The 16788-nt window shown below is 67.5% G+C and carries 17 protein-coding genes; 9 read left to right on the top strand and 8 right to left on the bottom strand.

Annotated elements, in window-relative coordinates; translation table 11 throughout:
• Positions 1-109 precede the first annotated feature (109 nt).
• A complete protein-coding gene (locus AC13F7_RS05850) occupies positions 110-691 on the top strand; it encodes an NUDIX hydrolase (protein WP_482999550.1) in 582 nt (193 codons plus the stop codon).
• 1 nt (position 692) lies between these two features.
• Here AC13F7_RS05850 and serA read toward each other — a convergent pair whose 3' ends face one another.
• Positions 693-1934 carry a phosphoglycerate dehydrogenase gene (gene serA, locus AC13F7_RS05845; RefSeq protein WP_481468248.1) on the bottom strand — a complete coding sequence of 414 codons (1242 nt, stop codon included), beginning with the start codon at positions 1932-1934 and terminating at the stop codon, positions 693-695.
• 204 nt (positions 1935-2138) lie between these two features.
• Between serA and AC13F7_RS05840 the strand changes: the two genes are divergently transcribed.
• The 4 genes from AC13F7_RS05840 to AC13F7_RS05825 all read left to right on the top strand — a co-directional run bounded on the left by AC13F7_RS05840 (position 2139) and on the right by AC13F7_RS05825 (position 6537).
• The gene (locus AC13F7_RS05840) at positions 2139-3527 is read left to right on the top strand and encodes an FAD-binding oxidoreductase (RefSeq protein ID WP_482999549.1); all 1389 of its coding nucleotides are present in this window, start codon (positions 2139-2141) and stop codon (positions 3525-3527) included.
• 61 nt (positions 3528-3588) lie between these two features.
• A complete protein-coding gene (locus AC13F7_RS05835) occupies positions 3589-3885 on the top strand; it encodes a DUF2388 domain-containing protein (protein ID WP_293982950.1) in 297 nt (98 codons plus the stop codon).
• Positions 3885-5699, top strand: a complete 1815-nt coding sequence (locus tag AC13F7_RS05830) for a DUF7844 domain-containing protein (RefSeq protein WP_482999548.1) — start codon at positions 3885-3887, stop codon at positions 5697-5699. The genes AC13F7_RS05835 and AC13F7_RS05830 overlap by 1 nt, the downstream gene beginning before the upstream one ends.
• Before the next feature lie 103 nt (positions 5700-5802).
• Positions 5803-6537 (top strand): MliC family protein, encoded by a 735-nt coding sequence (locus AC13F7_RS05825; RefSeq protein ID WP_482999547.1) that lies wholly within the window; start codon positions 5803-5805, stop codon positions 6535-6537.
• 45 nt (positions 6538-6582) lie between these two features.
• Here AC13F7_RS05825 and AC13F7_RS05820 read toward each other — a convergent pair whose 3' ends face one another.
• From AC13F7_RS05820 to AC13F7_RS05790, 7 genes are all read right to left on the bottom strand, one after another.
• Entirely contained in the window at positions 6583-7059 is a 477-nt protein-coding gene (locus AC13F7_RS05820) for a hypothetical protein (protein WP_482999546.1), read from the bottom strand.
• Positions 7034-7600: an elongation factor P-like protein YeiP gene (gene yeiP / locus AC13F7_RS05815; RefSeq protein ID WP_019182972.1), complete on the bottom strand. Its 567-nt coding sequence runs from the start codon at positions 7598-7600 to the stop codon at positions 7034-7036. The genes AC13F7_RS05820 and yeiP overlap by 26 nt, the downstream gene beginning before the upstream one ends.
• A 68-nt stretch (positions 7601-7668) precedes the next feature.
• On the bottom strand, positions 7669-8439 hold the full coding sequence (locus AC13F7_RS05810; RefSeq protein ID WP_482999545.1) for an SDR family NAD(P)-dependent oxidoreductase: 771 nt from the start codon (positions 8437-8439) through the stop codon (positions 7669-7671).
• Positions 8440-8491: 52 nt separating this feature from the next.
• Complete coding sequence (locus tag AC13F7_RS05805; RefSeq protein ID WP_482999544.1) at positions 8492-11080, bottom strand: sensor domain-containing protein; 2589 nt, start codon at positions 11078-11080, stop codon at positions 8492-8494.
• Positions 11077-11970: a hydroxymethylglutaryl-CoA lyase gene (locus AC13F7_RS05800; protein ID WP_482999543.1), complete on the bottom strand. Its 894-nt coding sequence runs from the start codon at positions 11968-11970 to the stop codon at positions 11077-11079. Before AC13F7_RS05800 ends, AC13F7_RS05805 begins: the two co-directional genes overlap by 4 nt.
• A 168-nt stretch (positions 11971-12138) precedes the next feature.
• Complete coding sequence (locus AC13F7_RS05795; RefSeq protein WP_481468230.1) at positions 12139-12525, bottom strand: VOC family protein; 387 nt, start codon at positions 12523-12525, stop codon at positions 12139-12141.
• Between the two features lie 11 nt (positions 12526-12536).
• On the bottom strand, positions 12537-13325 hold the full coding sequence (locus AC13F7_RS05790) for an enoyl-CoA hydratase-related protein (RefSeq protein WP_259260981.1): 789 nt from the start codon (positions 13323-13325) through the stop codon (positions 12537-12539).
• A 114-nt stretch (positions 13326-13439) separates the two neighbouring features.
• Between AC13F7_RS05790 and AC13F7_RS05785 the strand changes: the two genes are divergently transcribed.
• Genes AC13F7_RS05785 through dapB form a run of 4 tightly spaced genes read left to right on the top strand, consistent with a single transcriptional unit; the run spans position 13440 to position 16600 of the window.
• Positions 13440-13697, top strand: coding sequence for a FeoA family protein (locus AC13F7_RS05785; RefSeq protein ID WP_481468228.1), 258 nt, complete (start codon positions 13440-13442; stop codon positions 13695-13697).
• Positions 13694-15553 carry a ferrous iron transporter B gene (feoB, locus tag AC13F7_RS05780; protein WP_481468226.1) on the top strand — a complete coding sequence of 620 codons (1860 nt, stop codon included), beginning with the start codon at positions 13694-13696 and terminating at the stop codon, positions 15551-15553. Before AC13F7_RS05785 ends, feoB begins: the two co-directional genes overlap by 4 nt.
• Entirely contained in the window at positions 15553-15807 is a 255-nt protein-coding gene (locus AC13F7_RS05775) for a DUF6587 family protein (protein ID WP_482999542.1), read from the top strand. The genes feoB and AC13F7_RS05775 overlap by 1 nt, the downstream gene beginning before the upstream one ends.
• A gap of 52 nt (positions 15808-15859) precedes the next feature.
• Positions 15860-16600: a 4-hydroxy-tetrahydrodipicolinate reductase gene (gene dapB / locus AC13F7_RS05770; RefSeq protein WP_482999541.1), complete on the top strand. Its 741-nt coding sequence runs from the start codon at positions 15860-15862 to the stop codon at positions 16598-16600.
• The last annotated feature ends 188 nt before the right edge of the window (positions 16601-16788 follow it).

Raw genomic sequence — 16788 nt, 5'->3', positions numbered from 1 at the left:
GCGGTGCGGGGCCCGCTGTACCTTAGCCAAAGCTGAAGCCGCTGTACAAGCACAAATGCAGCATGGTCGAGCGATAATCGGCCAAATCCGCACGATGCCTGCACCTGCCATGTCGCTGAACCCTGAATCCGTTGCCGTTCCTGACGCTGCCCTGCGCAGTCAGCTTGACGATTACGCCCGCCGGCACCCCGCGCACGCGGCATTGGCTGACGAATTCAGCACAGTGCTGGACGCTCCCGAGAACCCGTTCCTGCGCGAGCGCCTGGCCGGGCATTTCACCGGCAGCGCGTGGCTGGTCAGCGCCGACGGGCAACGCGTGCTGCTGACCCACCACCGCAAGCTGGGCCGCTGGCTGCAACTGGGTGGGCACGCCGATGGCCAGCGTGATCTGGCCCAGGTCGCGCTCAAGGAGGCCGAGGAAGAATCCGGGCTGACCGCGCTGGTGCTGGAAGATGGCGAACTGTTCGACATCGACAAGCACTGGATCCCCGAACGCAAAGAAGTGCCAGGCCATTGGCACTACGACGCCCGCTACGTGGTGCGGGCGCTGGGCAGCGAGCAGTTCGCGATCAGTGAAGAATCGCTGGCCCTGGCGTGGCGCGAGATCCGTGACGTGGCCAACGCGGCGATCGAGAGCCCCGATGGAGATGACTCGTTGCCGCGCATGGCCAAGCGCTGGCTGGCGCGGTGATTCAATAAAGCACGCGAGTGCGCAGCGTGCCCGGGATGGCGGCCAGTTCGTCGCGCACGGCGCCGGCCTGGGCTTCGCTGGCGGTGATGTCGATCACCACGTAACCCACCTTTGGGTCGGTGCGCAGGAACTGGCCGTCGATGTTGACGTTGTGGCGCGAGAAGATCTCGTTGACCTTGGAGAGCACGCCCGGCACGTTCTGGTGGATGTGCAGCAGGCGCAGGCTCTCGGCGTGCTCGGGCAGCGTCACTTCCGGGAAGTTGACCGCCGACAGGGTGCTGCCGTTGTCGCTGTAGCGCACGAGTTTGGCCGCCACTTCCACACCGATGTTGTCCTGTGCTTCCAGTGTGCTGCCGCCCACGTGCGGGGTCAGGATCACGTTGTCGTGCGCGGTCAGCGGTGATACGAACGCATCGCCGTTGCCCTTGGGCTCGACCGGGAACACGTCCAGCGCCGCACCGCCCAGGTGGCCCGAACGCAGTGCTGCATCCAGGGCGTCGATGTCGACCACGGTGCCGCGTGCGGCGTTGATCAGGTGCGCGCCGGGGCGCATCCGGGCCAGTTCATCGGCACCGATCATCCATTGCGTGGCGGGGGTTTCCGGCACATGCACGGTCACGATATCGGCGCGCGACAGCAGGTCATCCAGGCTGATCGCCGCGCGGGCATTGCCCAGCGACAGCTTGGTTTCCACATCGTGGAAGATCACCTGCATGCCCATCGCTTCGGCCATCACGCCGACCTGGGTGCCGATGTGGCCATACCCGATGATGCCCAGCGTCTTGCCGCGCACCTCATGGCTGCCGGCGGCCGACTTGGACCAGCCGCCGCGATGGCATTCGGCGTTCTTCTGCGGGATGCCGCGGGTCAGCATGATCGCTTCTGCGATCACCAGCTCGGCCACGCTGCGGGTGTTGGAGTAGGGCGCGTTGAACACCGGGATGCCGGCAAGTTCCGCTGCCTCCAGGTCGACCTGGTTGGTACCGATGCAGAAGCAGCCGACCGCCATCAGGCGCTTGGCGTTGGCCAGCACGTCGGCGCTGAGCTGCGTGCGCGAGCGGATGCCGACGATGTGGGCTTCGGCGATGCGGGCTTTCAACTCGTCTTCCGGCAGCGCCTTGCTGTGCAGTTCGATCTGCGAATAGCCGGCCGCGGTGAACACGTCGATCGCGGTCTGGCTGACCCCCTCGAGCAACAGTACGCGGATATCCTGCTTCGGGAACGAGGTCTTCTTCGGCGACATGGGCGGCGTGCGACGTATGGCGGTGGAGCCCCCAACTATGCCAGAAGCGGGCGGCGATGGTGCGGTGCGCCAATCAACGTCCGAACGGTTTCAGATGCACCTATTTTCGTGAGTGCGTGTGGCCGTCACAGGCGCGCCTGCTACTGGACGCGGCCGGTAGCGGCTGGCAGGCTTGCGGGCTCCCCCGGCACCGCCAGACGCCCAATGACCGATCCGCGCCTCGATTCGCTGTTGCTCGCTTGCCCCGGGCTGCGCCTGAAGACCGATCCAGCCGATCTGGAGCACTACGGCCGCGACTGGACCCGGCGCTGGACCCCGGCGCCGCTGGCGATCGCTTTGCCGGGCACAGTCGAGGACGTCCAGGCGATCCTGCGCTGGGCGACCGCCCAGAGCGTGGCCGTGGTGCCTTCCGGTGGGCGTACCGGCCTCTCCGGCGGTGCGGTGGCCGCGCACGGCGAGCTGGTGCTCAGCCTGGAGCGGATGAACAAGCCGCTGGCCTTCGATGCGGTCGACCGCACGCTGACCGTGCAGGCCGGTATGGCACTGGAAGCGGTGCACAACACCGCACTCGAACACGGCCTGATCTATCCGGTGGATTTCGCCGCGCGCGGTTCGTGTTCGATCGGCGGCAACATCGCCACCAATGCCGGTGGCATCCGCGTGATCCGTTACGGCAACACCCGCGAGTGGATCGCCGGCCTTAAGGTGGTGACCATGGCCGGTGAACTGGTCGAGCTCAACAAGGGCCTGATCAAGAATTCCAGCGGCTATGACTTCCGCCAGCTGCTGATCGGCTCGGAAGGCACGCTCGGCGTGATCGTCGAAGCCACCTTGAAGCTCACCGATCCGCCGCCGGCCAGCAACGTGATGCTGCTGGCGCTGCCCTCGTTCGAGGTGCTGATGCAGGTGTTCGCCGCGTTCCGCGAGCGGTTGCAGCTGCAGGCGTTCGAATTCTTCACCGACCGCGCGCTTGAACATGTGCTGGCGCATGGCGCGCAGGCACCGTTCGACGAGGTTCATCCGTATTACGTGGTCACCGAATTCGCGGCCGGCGATGAGGTGCAGGAAGCAGCCGCCATGGCGGCGTTCGAAGATTGCATGGAGCATGGATGGGTCAGCGATGGCGTGGTCAGCCAGAGCGATGCGCAGGCCACGCAGCTGTGGCGGCTGCGCGAGGGCATCACCGAAGCGGTGGCGCGCTACAAGCCCTACAAGAACGATGTTTCGGTGCGGATCTCGGCGATGCCGGCCTTCCTTGCCGAAACCCAGGCGCTGATAGGGCAGGCGTACCCGCAGTTCGAGGTGGTCTGGTTCGGCCACATCGGCGACGGCAACCTGCACATCAACGTGCTCAAGCCGGACGATACCGCCGATGCGGAGTTCCTGACCCAGTGCGAGCACGTCACCAGACTGCTGGCCGGTGTGCTGGCCCGTTTTGACGGCAGCATCTCGGCTGAACACGGGATCGGTCTGGTCAAGAAGGGCTACCTGGACAGCACGCGCAGCGCGCCGGAAATCGCACTGATGAAGGCGGTCAAACGTGCGTTTGATCCCCAAGCGCTGCTGAATCCCGGCAAGGTGTTCGACCTCTGAGGCAAGACAGCGTTTCACGCAGCCTATACGCTCTGTCCTTTCCACCGTGAACAACACCCTGATGATGCGTCCGATCCTGCTTCTTGCCGTGCTCGCCCTGCCGTTGTCGGCGATGGCCTCCAGTTTTGCCGGCAGCTCTGCCGGTTCCGCCTCTGGCGCGTCGTCGGCCGGTTCGTCCAGCTCGGGCGATGACAAGATCGTGCTCGATGCGCGCGATGACGCCGCAGCCTTCGTGGCCAGCGACGGCGCGATCCGCGGTGCACGCCTGGAGGCGGCGCTGCTGCACCTGCGCGAGCAGAGCGTGGCACAGCAGCAGGCCAGTGACATGGCACTGGCCAGGACCCTGCTGGCCCGCTGATGCACGCAGTCGATCAGGTCCGCCGCTGGCGCTGGGCGGTCCTGATCGCGTGGTTCGCCGCGCCGTTCGCACATGCGGCGCTGCAGCTGGAGGTGCAGCCGCAGGGATTGAGCGCAGCGCAGATCGTGGCCGCCGAGCGCGTTCTGCAGCAGGTGACCACGCGTATTCCTGACGCGTGGCAGGCGCGCTTCCAGCGGCCGGTGCAGGTCCGTTGGTCGGATTCATTGCCATCGCATGTGCATGGCCGTGCCCGCAACGGCAGCATCACCCTGCAGCGCGCGTTGCTGGACACCGTGCAGGAGGGTCAGCCGCTGCCGCAGCCACTCGAAGCAGCGCTGATCCATGAACTGACCCATGTGCTGGACCGCTCGCCGCAAGGGGGCTGGTCGCGCGATGGGCGGTGGCGCGATCTGGCCGGCTGGCAGCGCCGGCCGTGGAAGCTGGGCCGCACCGGCAACGCGTTCAGTGGCCGTAGCCCGGATGCCTACGAGCGCGCAAGCCCGGCGGAGTTCCTGGCGGTCAATGCCGAGCACCTGCTGCTCGATCCCGATTACGCCTGCCGCCGGCCGGCCGTCGCTGCGTGGTTTACCGAGCACCTGGGCGCTACTGGGCGCACACCCGACTGCGATGCCCGCCTGCCGTTGATGCAGGCCGAAGAAGAGGCCGGTGCCGCGACCCTGCTCGAGCTGGATCCGGCCCGGGTCTACGCGGTCGACTACCTGCTCGCCGAAGGCAACGACCAGCTGATGAGCCGCTGGGGCCACAGCATGCTGCGGCTGGTGATCTGCGCGCCGGGGCGACCACGCGGGCCGGCCTGCCGGATGGACCTGTCCCATCATCGCGTGCTGTCCTACCGCGCCTTCGTGGGTGATGTGCAGATATCCAGCTGGCGCGGGCTGACCGGCTCCTATCCCTCCCGATTGTTCGTGCTGCCGCTCAACCAGGTCATCAACGAATACACCCAGGTGGAACTGCGTGGGCTCTCATCGGTCCCGCTGGCGCTGGATGCGCCGGACATCGCCAGCCTGCTGGAGCGTGTCGCGCAGGTGCATTGGAGCTATGACGGCCGCTATCTGTTCGTCAGCAACAACTGCGCGGTAGAGACCGGGAAGCTGCTGCAGGAAGGCGTGCCACGCCTGGCATCGCCCGGGTTGAACCGGCTCACGCCGCGCGGGCTGCTGTCCCGTCTGGAACGCTTGGGCGTGGCGGATGCCAGCGTGCTGGCCGATCGCGGGCAGGCGACGCGACAGGGCTATTACTTTGCCTCTGCCGAAGATCACTACCAGCAGCTGTTCGATGCGGCGCGCCAGCAGCTGCCACTTGGCACGGCAGACGTCGGCAACTGGTTGCGGCAACCGGCCAGCGAGCGGGCACGCTGGGTAGAGCAGGGCGATCTGCGCGCGACGGCCGCACTGCTGTTGCTGGAACAGGCAGCACTGCGCCGAGAGGAACTGCGTGCGCGCGATGTGCTGAAACGGCTGCTGGGCGATCCGGGCAACGCCGATGGCACGGCGCGCGACGCGCTGCGCGCACTGCTGGAAGACACCGGCCAGCTGATCAGTCCGGCCGCGCTTGTGCAGGGGGGCGGCTACGGGCTGCCTTCGGCGGACGAGCGGGTGCAGGCCAGCGCGGCGGCGGCGCAGCTCAGCGCCCGGGGTGTGCCGGCCTGGCAGGCGTTGCAGACACAGCTCAAACACCGCCTGCCACAGGCACAGCAACACGAACTGGCCCTGATCGACAGCAACCTGGCACGGCTTGGCGCGCGCATGCGTGCGCTGGCGCGAGAGGACGAAGGACGGGGCGCAGCGCACTGAACCGCGTGTTCAGCGATGCCCGGAAGGTCAGCGTTGCTTCACCTGCTCTCACGGCGCGGCAGGTACGATCACGTGTTGTTGACGTAATCGCAAGGAGTCCCTCATGCGCGCATCTCCCTGGTTGTTGAGTCTGGCCATTACCGGCGCACTCGCCGCCTGCCAGCCGGCCAGTCAGAGCGGCCCCGCCGCCGATGGCGGTGAAGCGCCCCCGCCGATCGATGCGTCCACCGCCGAAGAGCGCGCGTATGCGTTCCGCTGTGGCGAGCTGGAGGTGCATGCGACCTACCGCGGTCAGGATTCGGCAACAGTAGTGGTGGGCGACCGTACCTTCCCGATGTCTTCGCAGCCTGCAGCGTCCGGCGCGAAGTACGGCGATGGTCAGGGCAATGAGTTCTGGACCAAGGGCACCACCGAAGGCAGCCTGATCCTCAACGGCGAGCCGGAACGCACTTGCACCGGCACCGGCGAGCAGGGCGGCGAAGCACCGCCGGCCAACGCCACGGCTGATGCAGCTGATGCTGCAGGCGGCTTCCGTGCGACCGGCAACGAGCCGGGCTGGCTGGCCCAGGTAGCGGCGGGTGCCTCGCCGGCGCTGCACATCGAAATGGACTACGGCGAGCGCACGCTCGAGATTGCCAGCCCCACGCAGGGCCGAGACGGCTGGTCCGGCACTGCGGCCGATGGCACGCCGGTCAAGCTGACCTTCCAGCGCACGGTGTGCCAGGACGACATGAGCGGCCAGGCCTTCGGTGCCACGGCCATGCTCACCGTCGGCGCGCGCCAGTACCACGGCTGTGGTGATTTCGCCGGCGCGCCATCGTTGGCGGCCAAGCCCTGATCCAGTTGAAGACACCGGATGCGCGCGTGCGCGTCCGGTGAGCCGTTACATGCCGCGCGGGCACGGGTTGGGCAGCGCCCGACTGTCGGCATCAAGCACGAGTTCGTTGCGGGTGCCCAGCAGCATCAGCTCGGTGTGCACCAGGCAGTTGTCGGCATGACGCCGCAGAAGCGCATTGAACAGCCCGGCGCGGTCGTCGCAGTACTCGTGGATCGCATAGGCCAATTCGCGCGCACGGTCTTCGTCGTACGCTTCTTCGCCAGCAAAGTGCTGGCAGGCGCTTTCGCGCGTCAGGAAGGCCTGCACGTCGCCGGGCATTGCGCAGTACATGCGGATGTCCTCGGCCACGAACACCTGCGCGGGAACTTCGCAGCGGGCATCGCCGTCGCTGCTGTCGGAGATCGCATCCGTGGCCGACGCATCCAGCGTCTCACTCTCCACTGCCCGCGGCGAGCACGCCGCGAGCAGCAGGAGCAGGACGATCAGTACGGACCGCTTAGTCGGCACGGCCGGCGAATTCACCGGTGGTGGTGTTGACCAGTACGCGTTCGCCGTTGGCGATGTACTCCGGCACCATGATCTCGATGCCGGTGTTGAGCTTGGCCGGCTTCGGGCGCTTGGTGGCGGTGCCGCCCTTGAGCTCCGGCGGCGTCTCGACGACTTCCAGCACCACGCTGGTCGGCAACTGCACGCCCACCGGGGTTTCGTCGATCACCTGCACATAGATGCCGGTCAGGCCATCGGTGATGTAGCCGGCATCATCGCCGAGCACGTCCGCATCGACCATGTACGGGGTGTAGTCCTCGTCATCGAGGAAGACGAAAGCGTCGCCATCCATGTACGAATAGGTCGCCTGGCGGCGCAGCAGCTCGACTTCCGGCAGGTTGTCGTCGGCATCGAAGCTGGAATCAAGCTTGTTGCCGCCGGGCACGCTGTACATGATGAAACGGAAGCGGACATTGCCGCCGCGGCCCTGCGGGGAGCTGCGTTCGATGTCGCGGATCTGGTAGACGCCGTTGTTGAATTCGACGACGTTGCCTTTCTTGATGTCGCTGGCTTTCATGGGAATGAAGGTCGGTTCGTGGAGGTGGCGGGTGCCGGAACCGGGCACCCATCGGGTTGCGTGCTCGCTTACTTCGGCGCCAGACGCACGGCGCCGTCAAGGCGGATGGTCTCGCCGTTGAGGTAGGTGTTGCCCAGGATATAGGCGACCAGGCCGGCGAAATCCTCCGGCTTGCCCAGGCGGGGCGGGAACGGGATCGAGGCGGCCAGCGATTCCTGCACGGCCGGCGGCATGCCATCCACCATCGGGGTCCAGAAGATGCCCGGGGCGATGGTCATCACGCGGATGCCGAAGCGCGACAGTTCGCGGGCCATCGGCAGGGTCATGCTGACCACGCCGCCCTTGGAGGCGGCATACGCGGCTTGGCCGATCTGGCCCTCGTAGGCGGCCACGCTGGCCGTGTTGATGATCACGCCGCGCTCGCCGTCGTCACCGGGGGTGTTGTGCTGCATGCGGTTGGCGGCAGCCTTGGCGACGTTGAAGCTGCCGACCAGGTTGACCATCACCGTGCCCTGGAAGTTGGCCAGCGGCATCGGTGCTTCTTTGCCGAGCACGCGGCCGGCGCCGAGAATGCCGGCGCAGTTGATCGCGGTGTTCAGCCCGCCCAGGAAGTCGCAGGCGGCATCGATCTGCGCGGCGACGGCGGCTTCATCGCTGACGTTGGTGCGGTAGTAACGTGCATTGACCTCACCCAGCTCGGCCACGGCGGCCGCGCCCTTGTCGTCATTGAGATCGAACAGGGCCACCTTGGCGCCGTTGGCGACCAGGTGCTGGGCCACGGACAGGCCGAGGCCGGAGACACCGCCGGTGATGACGGCGCGGACAGAAGACAGCTGCATTGCACGATCCCGCTGGTTCAAGAACCGCCGATTCTAACGGAAGCGGCCGCGATCACCGTTGTGCACTGCCCACCGCGACCTTCGCGTGCAGGGCGAGGCGGCGGGCGAACTCATCCGGTGCCAGCCCCGGCGCGAACAGGAAGCCTTGGCCGACAGAGACCCCCAGCGTCTGCAGGAACTGTCGCTGCGACTCCGATTCCACGCCCTCGGCGACCAGCCCCAGCCCCAGGCTGCGGGCAATCCCGCAGACGGCCTCGCAGACCGCCACGTCCGAACGGTTGCCCGGCACGCCCTCCACGAACAGCTGGCTCAGTTTGAGCCCGTGGATCGGCAGCCGTCGCAGGTAGTTCAGCGCGCTGTAGCCTTCGCCGAAGTCGTCGATGGTGAGCAGTACACCCATCTCGCGCAGCCGGGCAAAGGTCTGCAGGGTGTCCGGGGCGTCCTCGATCAGCACCCGCTCGGTGAACTCCAGTTCCAGCGCGCTGCCGGGCAGGTGGAATTCGTCCAGCACGGCGCGCACATGCCGGGCCAGGTCTTCGCCGACGAATTGCCGGTAGGACACATTCACCGCCACCCGTACGATGCCCAGTCCCTCGTCCTGCCACTGGCGCACCTGACGGCAGGCCTCGCGCAGCACCCACAGGCCGATCCGGACGATGTCGCCGGTGCTTTCGGCATGGGCGATGAAGATATCCGGACGCAGCTCGCCCAGCTGCGTGTTGCGCCAGCGGATCAAGGCCTCGGCCGCGACCAGCTGGCCGCTGTGCAGGTTGACCTGGGGCTGGTAGACCAGATGGAACTCATCATCGTCCAGCGCGCGGTGCAGGCGGCTTTCGATCTGCAGGCGGTCATGCTGGCGCTGGGCCAGCTCGGGGGAGAACACCTGCCAGCCGTTGCGGGTGCGCCGCTTGCAGTCGTACATCGCGATGTCCGCGTTCTGGATCAGCTGCTGCGGGCGCAGACCGTCCTGCGGGGCCCGCGCAATGCCGATGCTGGTGGTCACCGGGAATTCGTCGGCACCGAAACGGAATGGGGTACTGAAGGCGCGGGTGATCGCAGCAGCCAGCCGCTCGGGCTGGTCGGCCTGGTCGCGGGTATCGCAGATCACCAGGAACTCGTCGCCGCCAAAACGGGCCAGCAGCCCCTCGGTACCGATTGCCGTGGCGATGCGGCGGGTGGCATCGATCAGCAGCTCGTCGCCGGCGTTATGACCGAGCAGGTCGTTGACGGTCTTGAACCGGTCCAGATCGATGTACAGCACCGCGACCCGGCAGTGCGTCGGGTTGGCCATGCGCGTGGCCAGGTCGTTGAGCACCGCATCGCGGTTCATGATGCCGGTCAGGGGATCGGTGCGCGCCTGGATGCGCAGCGTCTCCTCGGCCTGCTTGCGCGCGGTGATGTCCTGCACCGTGCCGGCAATTCGCGCGGCATCGACATCGCCGGCCTCGGCCTCGCCGATCATCCGCACCCAGAACGAGTGACCATCGCTGCGCTGGCCCTGCAGCTCCAGCTCGAAGGAGACCTGCTTGTCGATCACCTCCAGCAGTGCCTGCTGCAGCTGCGCGCGGTCATCCAGGCGCAGGCATTCCAGCAGCTCGGCCATGTCGCGCATCGGCAGCTCCTGGCCAAGGATGCGGGTCGCCTCGTCGGTCAGGTACAGGCGTTGCAGGCCGCGATCCCATTCCCAACCACCGATGTGCGCCAGCGACTGCGCGCGGTCGAAGAGGGTGTTGTTGCGCTTGAGTTCGGTGATGTCGCTGAACAAGCCGAACACGTGGTCCGGTGCATCGCGCCCATTGCCGTACACCGGCACGTTGGTGGTGGAGATCCAGATCATCCGGCCACGCGGGCGGTGGTACAGCCCGACGATGGTGCTGCGCACGATGCGGCCGGTCTGCAGCGAGACGGCGGCCGGCCACTGTTCGCGGGTGAGCGGGTGGCCGTGCTCGTCCACACTGATCCAGTCTTCCGGCGCCAGCATCGCCTGCAGGCTGCCCCCATTGCCGGCCGTGCCGAGAATGCGGTGCGCGGCCGGGTTGGCGGACACGACCCGCAACTGACGGTCGAACAGGATCACGCCCTTGTCGATCGACTCCATCAACAGCCGGTAGCGGGACTCGGCCTGCCAGCGACTGCTCAGGTCACGGGCCACGGCCACGATGCAGTGCTCGCCCTGGTGCTCGAAGCCGGCCGAATGCACTTCGACCGGGAAGCGGCTGCCATCGCCGCGCATGTTGGTGACTTCAATGACGTAGGTTTCGCCCTGGCGCAGTGCCTCCCAGACCGGATCCAGATGATCGTTCGGCAGGTCCGGGTTCAACAGCTCGATCGGCTGGCCGATGATCTCCTCGCGCGGGCGGCCGTACGCGCGCACCCCCGCCTTGTTGAGATCCAGCACCACGCCATCTTCGCTCAGGATGCTGACCGGGTCGGGCACGGCGTCGAACAGGGCAGCGTACCGGCGCAGCGCCAGCTGGCGCTCATCCATGGCTTCCTGCAGCGCCTGCTGGACCTCTTCCAGCAGGCCATGCAGCTCGCCGGGCGAGCGTGCCAGTGCGCGATCCAGGGCGGCCAGCGCGTGGACGTGGGCGGTGAGGTGATCACCGACCGCAGCGTCCTTGCGCGGGCCGCCCTGTTTCATGTCGCCGCCAGGGCCTTGCCGGTTTTGCTGCCGGTCTCGCGTCCCAGGCGTGCGGCCAGCCAGCGCCCGGTGGTGGCCAGCGCGGGCAGGTCGATGCCGGTACGCATGCCGATGCCGTGCAGCATGTAGACCACATCTTCGCTGGCGACGTTGCCGCTGGCACCCTTGGCGTACGGGCAGCCGCCGGCACCGGAGACGGCCGAATCGACCACGCGCACACCTTCTTCCAGACAGGCATCGATGTTGGCCAGTGCCTGGCCATAGGTGTCGTGGAAATGCACGGCCAGCGCGGCCATCGGCAGCTCGCTGGCGACGGCCTTGAGCATCGCGCGCGCTTTGCGTGGCGTGCCGACGCCGATGGTGTCGCCGAGCGAGATTTCGTAACAGCCCATCTCATGCAGCGCGCGGGCGACGCGGACCACCTCGCTCACCGCGACGTCGCCCTGATAGGGGCAGCCGAGCACGGTGGACACATAGCCACGTACCTTGACGCCATCGGCCTTGGCGCGTTTCAGAATCGGCGCGAAGCGCGCCAGCGATTCGTCGATGCCGGCGTTGGTGTTGGTGCGGTTGAAGGTCTCAGAGGCGGCGGTGAACACCGCCACTTCCTGCACTCCCACCGCAAGCGCACGGTCGTAACCCTGTTCGTTCGGCACCAGTACCGGGTAGGCGATGCCCGGCACACGGGTGATGCCGGTGTAGACCTCGGCGGCATCGGCCAGCTGCGGCACCCAGCGCGGGCTGACGAAGCTGGTGGCTTCGATGGTGCGCAGGCCGGTGAGCGAAAGCTGGCGGATCAGCTCGATCTTGTCGGCGGTGGCGACCGGCTGGGCCTCGTTCTGCAGCCCGTCGCGCGGGCCGACCTCGACGATGCGGACGAAATCATCCATGTGCCAGCGCTCCACGAACGGAGCAGCGGACGACCAGCAGGGGGCGGGGTGGGGTAGAGATCACGGAGAGTCCTGTCAGACGAAAGGCGGCCCACGGTCCCCGGCGGGCCACGAAAGGGGGATACGCGGGATGGGCGGCAAAGCGGCCATCCCTGCAGCGGTGGGCGGTCAGCCCGGGTGGTGGCAGACCACCTCGATGTTGTTGCCATCCGGGTCGAGTACGAACGCCCCGTAATAGTTCGGGTGGTAATGCTCGCGAATGCCGGGGGCACCGTTGTCGGTGCCCCCCGCTGCCAGTGCGGCGCGGTGAAAGGCATCCACGTCGGCCCGGCTGGCGGCGCTGAAGGCGATGTGCACGCCGCCATGGGCGCCCGGGGCGTTGCCGATCCAGAAGTCCGGCTTGCCGGTACGGCCGAAGCCAGCATGGTCATGGTCGCCGGTCTGGGCGGCCGATACCTGCATCACCACCGAGATGCCCAGCGGGGCCAGGGCCTGCTGGAAGAACGCCAGGCTGCGCGGAAAATCGGCGCAGCGGATGCCCACATGGTCGAGCATGACCTCTCTCCTCAGTCCTGGGTGACCCAATGGGGGGACCGCTTGTCGAGGAAGGCGCCGAGGCCCTCCTGGCCTTCGGCCGAGACCCGCAGGCGGGCGATCAGTGCCGCGTTGTCGCGGTCGGTGGCGTCGCGGTCGCGACCCAGCGCCACGCGCCGGACCAGATCCTTGGCCGAGGACGAGGCCACCGGCCCGGCCTTGTCGAGCAGGCCCAGCTGGCGCTGCACAGCCTCGTCGATGCGTTCGGGCTCGATCAGCTGGTGGACCAGGCCGATGCGCAGCGCGGTCTCGGCGTCGAAATGCTCTCCGGTAGCGAACCAGCGGCGGGCCTGGCGCGGGCCGATCGCGTCGATCACGTACGGTGAAATAACCGCTGGGAGCAGGCCCAGGCGGCTTTCGGTCAGGCCGAAGCGGGCGCTGGTGCTGGCGATGGCGATGTCGCAGCAGGCCACCAGACCGACCCCGCCACCGAACGCGGCACCCTGCACGCGGGCGATGGTCGGCTTGGGCAGCTCGTCCAGGGTCCGCATCAGGCGGGCCAGAGCGAGCGAGTCCTGGCGGTTGTCCTCCTCGCTGGCGGCCGCCATGCCGCGCATCCACTGCATGTCCGCGCCCGCCGAGAACGAGGCGCCTTCGCCGGCCAGCACCACCGCGCGGACGTGGTCATCGCGCCCGGCGGCCTCCAGGGCGGCGGTGAGCTGGGCGATCAACGAGGCGTCGAAGGCGTTGTGCAGAGCGGGGCGGTTCAACCACAGGGTCAGTACCGAGGCGCTGCGTTCAATCCGTAGTGCATCACTCATGGGTCGGCTTGCTCCATAACATGTACAGATCATAGCGGGCCATCGGTCACGGGCAATGACGCGGCGCGGCGATGGTAGAATTGATAACCATTCCTATCATCGAGAAGGCGCTCCGTGACGTTGTCCGATCTGGCGCTGTACGACTCCGCCCTGGTGGAGTCCGTGCAGGAACTACACGCAAACGATGCGATCGCCCGCCGACTGAAGGAGCTTGGCTTCGTCAAAGGGGAAGAGGTGCGTCTGGTAGCCCGTGGTCCAGTGGGCGCCGAGCCGCTGCTGGTGCAGGTCGGGTTCACGCGCTTCGCGCTGCGCCGCAGTGAGGCGGCCCGCATCGTGGTGACCGCGCTGACGGCCCAGGAGGCCCGCGCATGAGCGCTGTGACCAACGCGCTGCGCATCGCCCTGGTGGGCAACCCCAACAGCGGCAAGACCGCGCTGTTCAACCAGCTCACCGGCAGCCGCCAGAAGGTAGCCAACTACACCGGCGTGACCGTCGAGCGTAAAGAGGGTCGCCTGCGCGCGCCGTCCGGCCGTGAGTTCGCCGTGCTGGATCTGCCGGGCGCCTACAGCCTGCAGCCGGCCAGCCTGGACGAGGCGATCACCCGCGACCTGTGCCGGGGCTTCTACCCGGGCGAGGCCGCGCCGGACGTGCTGTTGTGCGTGATCGATGCGACCAACCTGCGCCTGCACCTGCGCTTCGCGCTGGAACTGCGCGAGCTGGGCAAGCCGATGATCGTGGCGCTGAACATGGTGGATGCGGCAGAGCGCCGCGGCATCAAGATCGATGTGCCCGCGCTGGAACAGGCGCTGGGCGTGCCCGTGGTGGAAACCGTGGCGGTGCGCCGCAACGGCGCGGCCAAGCTGGTCGAGCGCCTGGATGCGATGGTGCCGCACCTGCAGGCCCCGGTGGCGGTGCCCGCTGCCGAGACCGACTACCACGCCCGGGTGCGCGACATTCTTGGCAGCGCGGTGAGCATGCCCACGCGCACGGCCAAGATCGATGACGCGCTGGACCGCTGGCTGCTGCACCCGGTGTTCGGGCTGCTGACCCTGGCCGTGGTGATGTTCCTGATCTTCCAGGCCGTCTACGCCTGGGCGACGCCGGTCATGGACCTGATCGAGGCCGGCACCGGTGCGCTCGGTGAGTGGGTGGGTGGCGCGTTGCCGGAAGGCCCACTCAACAGCCTGCTGACCGACGGCATCATCGCCGGCGTCGGCGGGGTGATCATTTTCCTGCCGCAGATCCTGATCCTGTTCGCCTTCATCCTGGCCCTGGAGGAGTCTGGCTACCTGCCGCGTGCCGCCTTCCTGCTGGACCGCATGATGGCCGCGGCCGGTCTGTCCGGGCGTTCCTTCATCCCGCTGCTGTCCAGCTTCGCCTGCGCGGTGCCGGGCATCATGTCCACCCGCAGCATCCAGGACCCGCGCGACCGGCTTGCCACCATTCTGGTCGCGCCGCTGATGACCTGTTCGGCGCGCCTGCCGGTGTACGCGCTGCTGATCGGCGCTTTCATCCCGCAGAAGCAGATCTGGGGCGTGTTCAACCAGCAGGGCCTGGTGCTGTTCGGCCTGTATGCCGCCGGCATCCTCAGCGCGCTGCTGATGTCCTGGACCATGAAGAAATGGCGCCGCGACAAGAGCGAGCACCCGCTGATGCTGGAATTGCCGTCCTACCGCATTCCGCACCCGCGCGATCTGGCGGTCGGGCTGTACGAGCGCGGCATGATCTTCCTCAAGCGCGTCGGCGGCATCATCCTGGCGCTGACCATCCTGCTGTGGTTCCTGCTGTCCTTCCCGGGCGCCCCCGAGAACGCGACCATGCCGGCGATCGACTACAGCTTCGCCGGGCAGATCGGTCACGCCATGGCCGTGTTCTTCGCGCCGCTGGGCTTCAACTGGCAGATCTGCATCGCGCTGATCCCGGGTCTGGCCGCGCGTGAAGTGGCGGTGGCCTCGCTGGCCACCGTGTATGCGCTGTCCGCCGCCGATGACGACGCCGCCAGCCAGGCGCTGACCCCGCTGATCAGCGATGGCTGGTCGCTGGCCACCGCGCTGTCGCTGCTGGTCTGGTACATCTACGCCCCGATGTGCATCTCCACGCTGGCCACGATCAAACGTGAGACCAACTCGTGGAAGCAGATGGGCTTTGCCACGTTTTACCTGTTCGCGGCTGCCTACATCGCCTCGCTGATCACCTACCAGGTGACCGTGGCCCTGGGCGGCGGCTGATGGAGACCGGGCTGCTGCTGCAGTACGCCGTGATCGCGCTGGCCGTGGTGGTCAGCGCGTGGGTGGTGATGAAGAAGCAGTTCCCGGGCACCGTGCGCAGGCTGCGCGGGGCGATCGCGCTGGGGCTGGTGAAGCCGCAGCGCGCCGCCTGGTTGCAGGCGCTGGGCCGGAAGATCGCGCCACCGGTCACCGGTGGCGGCGGGGCGTGTGGTGGATGCGACAGTTGCGGGCCGAGCCCGCCAAAGCAGCACTGAGCCGTACCAAAACCGCTTGTGCAGCCGCGCCACCACCCGCTAGCCTGCAGGCATGACTACCTCTCCCCTACGTTTGCTCATCCACGGTGCCTCCGGCCGCATGGGCCAGGCGCTGCTCCGGCTTGCCGCTGACAGCCCCGCCCTGCAGGTTGTCGCTGCCGTGAACCGCCGCTCACCCGCCCAGCGCGTGGTTGAGGGCGTGCCGCATTTCGCCAGCAGTGAGCTGGCCGGTGCCCCCCAATTCGATGTCGCCATTGATTTCAGCCTGCCCGAGGGCTTCGACCGGGTATTGGCACTGTGTGTGGAGCGGGGCGCGGGTTTCGTGTCGGGTACCACCGGCATCAGCGAGGCGCAGCGCCAGGCGCTGATCCAGGCCGCGGGCCGGATTCCGCTGGTCTGGGCTTCCAACTTCAGCCTCGGCGTGGCGGTGCTGGATGAACTGGTCGAGCGGGCGGCAGCGGCGCTGGCCGGCTGGGACTGCGACATCGTCGAATCCCACCACACCCAGAAGAAGGACGCGCCCTCCGGCACGGCCCTCACGCTGGGCGCGGCGGCGGAGAAGGGTGGGGCGCAGCCGCACTACGCCAGCCTCCGTGCGGGCGACATCGTTGGCGAGCACCTGGTCCAGTTCACTGGCCTGGGCGAGCGTATCGAGCTGACCCACCGTGCGACCAACCGGGACATCTTTGCCCGTGGGGCCCTGTTTGCGGCCAGCCAATTGCCGGGCCGTGCGCCGGGCAGTTACCGGGTCCGTGATCTGCTGGACGGGGCCACGCCGCCGCCTGCCGTCTGAATGGGCAGGAAGGCGCGCGCCTGAACCGGCGCTGCGCCTTCTGTCAGGCTGAACAGGGCAATTGCACGCGGATACTGGCGTCGCACCCGGCTTCCCTTTACAATTCCCGCTCGCCGAATCACGACAGCCGGACCGGTCCAGAACCGCAGTCCGCGCTTTTTTGCAGCCGCTTTTTCGTGAAGCGCAGG

The sequence above is a fragment of the Stenotrophomonas sp. K-6 genome, from assembly GCF_056861555.1.
This window is presented reverse-complemented; position numbering and strand designations above follow the sequence as displayed.

Bases quoted from the DNA above. Each gene is read 5' to 3' on its own strand.
- AC13F7_RS05850 (WP_482999550.1), top strand. From the start codon at position 110: ATGTCGCTGAACCCTGAATCCGTTGCCGTTCCTGACGCTGCCCTGCGC.
- serA (WP_481468248.1), bottom strand. From the start codon at position 1,934: ATGTCGCCGAAGAAGACCTCGTTCCCGAAGCAGGATATCCGCGTACTG.
- AC13F7_RS05840 (WP_482999549.1), top strand. From the start codon at position 2,139: ATGACCGATCCGCGCCTCGATTCGCTGTTGCTCGCTTGCCCCGGGCTG.
- AC13F7_RS05835 (WP_293982950.1), top strand. From the start codon at position 3,589: ATGATGCGTCCGATCCTGCTTCTTGCCGTGCTCGCCCTGCCGTTGTCG.
- AC13F7_RS05830 (WP_482999548.1), top strand. From the start codon at position 3,885: ATGCACGCAGTCGATCAGGTCCGCCGCTGGCGCTGGGCGGTCCTGATC.
- AC13F7_RS05825 (WP_482999547.1), top strand. From the start codon at position 5,803: ATGCGCGCATCTCCCTGGTTGTTGAGTCTGGCCATTACCGGCGCACTC.
- yeiP (WP_019182972.1), bottom strand. From the start codon at position 7,600: ATGAAAGCCAGCGACATCAAGAAAGGCAACGTCGTCGAATTCAACAAC.
- AC13F7_RS05810 (WP_482999545.1), bottom strand. From the start codon at position 8,439: ATGCAGCTGTCTTCTGTCCGCGCCGTCATCACCGGCGGTGTCTCCGGC.
- AC13F7_RS05805 (WP_482999544.1), bottom strand. From the start codon at position 11,080: ATGAAACAGGGCGGCCCGCGCAAGGACGCTGCGGTCGGTGATCACCTC.
- AC13F7_RS05800 (WP_482999543.1), bottom strand. From the start codon at position 11,970: ATGGATGATTTCGTCCGCATCGTCGAGGTCGGCCCGCGCGACGGGCTG.
- AC13F7_RS05795 (WP_481468230.1), bottom strand. From the start codon at position 12,525: ATGCTCGACCATGTGGGCATCCGCTGCGCCGATTTTCCGCGCAGCCTG.
- AC13F7_RS05790 (WP_259260981.1), bottom strand. From the start codon at position 13,325: ATGAGTGATGCACTACGGATTGAACGCAGCGCCTCGGTACTGACCCTG.
- feoB (WP_481468226.1), top strand. From the start codon at position 13,694: ATGAGCGCTGTGACCAACGCGCTGCGCATCGCCCTGGTGGGCAACCCC.
- AC13F7_RS05775 (WP_482999542.1), top strand. From the start codon at position 15,553: ATGGAGACCGGGCTGCTGCTGCAGTACGCCGTGATCGCGCTGGCCGTG.
- dapB (WP_482999541.1), top strand. From the start codon at position 15,860: ATGACTACCTCTCCCCTACGTTTGCTCATCCACGGTGCCTCCGGCCGC.